Source organism: Methyloceanibacter sp. (assembly GCF_051306395.1).
Taxonomy (GTDB): Bacteria; Pseudomonadota; Alphaproteobacteria; order Rhizobiales; family Methyloligellaceae; genus Methyloceanibacter.
In genome coordinates, this window is sequence record NZ_JBPPND010000205.1 from 1 (window position 1) to 3,141 (window position 3,141).

General features: G+C 62.3%; 3 protein-coding genes and 1 pseudogene. All 4 read left to right on the forward strand.

All coding sequences use genetic code 11. The features are described 5' to 3' along the window. The first annotated feature begins 87 nt into the window (after positions 1-87). On the forward strand, positions 88-972 hold the full coding sequence (gene mutM, locus ACSLE4_RS10700) for a bifunctional DNA-formamidopyrimidine glycosylase/DNA-(apurinic or apyrimidinic site) lyase (RefSeq protein WP_435904443.1): 885 nt from the start codon (positions 88-90) through the stop codon (positions 970-972). A gap of 14 nt (positions 973-986) precedes the next feature. Next, the gene (locus ACSLE4_RS10705; protein ID WP_435904444.1) at positions 987-1,805 is read left to right on the forward strand and encodes an enoyl-CoA hydratase; all 819 of its coding nucleotides are present in this window, start codon (positions 987-989) and stop codon (positions 1,803-1,805) included. Between the two features lie 154 nt (positions 1,806-1,959). Beyond that, on the forward strand, positions 1,960-2,226 hold the full coding sequence (rpsT, locus tag ACSLE4_RS10710) for a 30S ribosomal protein S20 (RefSeq protein WP_435904445.1): 267 nt from the start codon (positions 1,960-1,962) through the stop codon (positions 2,224-2,226). 659 nt (positions 2,227-2,885) lie between these two features. Next, positions 2,886-3,141 (forward strand): annotated as a pseudogene (locus ACSLE4_RS10715) (rhodanese-like domain-containing protein); the annotation flags it as partial.

Consider the following 3,141-nt stretch of genomic DNA (forward strand, 5'->3'; position numbering starts at 1 on the left):
TGCAGCGGACAATAGCCTAAGGCCCCAGTTCAGGCTATTGTTGCAGTGCAATGAGAGTTGTTTTGCGCTGCACTATGCTGGGACGTCATGCCCGAACTGCCTGAAGTGGAGACCGTGCGCCGGGAGCTGGAACCCGTTCTCGTGGGCAACGCCTTTGCCCGCGTGGAGCAGCGGCGCCCCGATCTGCGCTTTCCCCTGCCCAAACGCTTCGGCGAGCGGCTTCAGGGGCGCAAGGTCGAGGCGCTCGACCGGCGCGCCAAATATCTGCTCGCCCGGCTCGACGACGGCGAAGTGCTCGTCATGCATCTCGGCATGACCGGCCGCTTCGCCATCGACAAGGCGAACGGAACGGCCGCAGCGCCGGGCCGCTTGGCGCATCCGCAAGTTGCCGTCCCGAAGCACGAGCACATCGTCTTTCATCTCAGGGACGGCTCGGCGGTCCGTTACAGCGACGTGCGCCGCTTCGGGATCATGGATCTGGTGCCGGCCGCGACCCTCGACAGCCACGCGCTCTTCAAAGGGCTTGGCGTCGAGCCCCTCGGCGAAGACCTCACCTCCGAATGGCTCGCGGGCAAGCTCAAAGGCAAGGCCGCCTCGATCAAGGCCGGTCTGCTCGATCAACGGCTGATCGCGGGTCTGGGGAATATTTATGCGTGCGAGGCGCTCCATCGAGCGCGCCTCTCGCCACTCAAGCTCGCCGGAACGCTCACCACCAAATCCGGCAAGCCAACAAAAAAGACGGAAGCGCTCGTCGAAGGGATCAAGGCGGTGCTGCAAAGCGCCATCAAGGCCGGCGGATCGTCCTTGCGCGACTATCGCCATACGGACGGCCGGCTCGGACGGTTCCAGCATCGTTTCAAGGTCTATGGCCGCGCGGGGAAACCCTGCACGCGGACCGGCTGCGGCGGCATTATCCGCCGCGTGGTCCAAAGCGGCCGTTCGACCTTCTTCTGTCCAACCTGCCAGAGATAAGGGAACGCAATCACATGTTTGTTGAAGAAGTCGCACGGGGCGAAGAGGCGCCCGAAGCAAACCCCTATGAAACGCTGCTGGTCACGCGGGAAGGTAAGGTCGGGCTCATCACGCTCAACCGGCCGCACGCGCTGAACGCGCTCAACACGCTGCTCATCGGCGAGCTCAACCAAGCGCTGAAGGCCTTCGAGGCCGACCCGGCCATCGGTTGCATCGTCATTACCGGCAATGAGAAGGCCTTTGCCGCCGGCGTGGACATCAAGGAGATGCACACCAAGACCTTCGTGGAAGCCTATGGCAGCGACTTCCTCGCGCCGTTCGACAAGATCGGAAATATCAGGAAGCCCATCATCGCCGCGGTCGGCGGCTACGCGCTGGGCGGCGGCTGCGAGCTCGCCATGAGTTGCGACATCATCCTCGCCGCCGACACCGCCGTGTTCGGCCAGCCGGAGATCAATCTCGGCATCATGCCAGGCGCCGGCGGCACGCAACGTCTGACGCGCGCGGTGGGGAAGGCCAAGGCCATGGAGCTTTGCCTTACGGGCCGGATGATGAAGGCGGAGGAAGCCGAGCGGGCGAACCTGGTCAGCCGGGTCATCCCGGCGGATGAGCTGCTCGAAGAGGCCATGAAGGTCGCCGACAAGATCGCCAACCTGTCCCAGCACGCGGTGATGATGATCAAGGAAGCGATCAACCGGGGCTTCGCCACGACGCTCGCCGAGGGCACCCGCTTCGAACGCGGCCAGTTCTATTCCCTGTTCGCCACCGAGGATCAGAAAGAGGGCATGGCGGCCTTCATCGAGAAGCGGAAGCCCGAGTTCAAGAACCGCTAGCGGCTGCCTCGCCCATATGGGGCGGGCGAGCCTCCCGTCCTGCCCAGTTGACGCTTTGGGGAGCGCTCGCTATAGAGCAGCTCAAATTTCGCGTTCTTGCCGCGTTTTCCGCGTGCATCTCCGCGAACCGAAATCCGCCTCAAGGACCCTACACATGGCCAATACCAAGTCGGCGAAGAAAGCCGTTCGCCAAATAACCCGCCGTACCGCCGTCAACAAGGCGCGGCGCAGCCATATGCGCACCTCGATCCGCAGGGTCGAGGAAGCCATCGCTACCGGCAACAAGGAGGCCGCCCAGGCCGCCTTGAAAGAGGCCGAGCCGGTCATGGCGCGCACCGCCCAGAAGGGCATCCTTCACCGCCGTGCCGCGTCCCGCAAAGTCTCGCGGCTCTCCAAGCGCGTCGTCGCCATGGGTGCGTAACAGCGCGCATTTGGGTGCGTAGCGGCGCGGTAATGGGTGTTTAGTAGCGCTGCCTAGGCGCGCTGGAGCGCATCCCCGGCTTTCCCCTTCGTCCGAGTTTGTTGCCTTTGCGCCACAACGTTGCGCGGAAGCACTGACCCGCGCGCGGGCGCGTCATGTCAATTCTACGACTATATCAATTGCTTGACGTGCGGCGGACCCCGCGGCGGCGGAAGGTTTTCCACCGGCTACCCCCTGGAAAAAAAAAAAAGACGCGCGGCACGGGGCAAAAGTCCCCATTTCCTCGCGATTTCCTCCCAAACGCGGTCGATTCACGCTTTCGACACAGAGGCTTGGGCTTGGGCGCTCGTCGCGCCGCTTACTGATCAATGCTACGATTTGCACCCCCTTCGTTCGCTTGATTGGCGGGGTTTGCGGGTGTATAGTCTGGTTATCCGAACGGGGAAGTCCCCTCCTTACAATTGAGTATCTTGGCCTTGGCCGTTGCCAAGACAGGTTTTCTTTGTCTTCGCAGTAAGGAGGGATGAACTTCTTGTGGAATGCTTATGCGTAAGCTGTGGATGTTGCGGGTGTAAGTTGGGCCAAGTCACCACGTATTGTGCTCAGCACAGAAACTGTTCTTATCACGTGCTCACTTTTTTGGGGGAGGAGGCTCGATCTTGGGCGCGCACTCCGATGAAAACGCGGTCGATGAGGTCGATGTGGCAACGGCCTGGAAGGGCCTTCAGGCGAACCCTCGAACGCAACTTGTCGATGTGCGAACCCGCGCGGAGTGGACCTATGTAGGGATTCCCGATCTCGGGCCTTTGGGCAAACGGACTGTCCTCGTGGAGTGGCAGACCTTTCCCGATCAGTCCGTGGATCCGCGCTTTGCCGAACGCCTTGCCAACGAGTTGAAGGCGCTCGGTGTCCAGT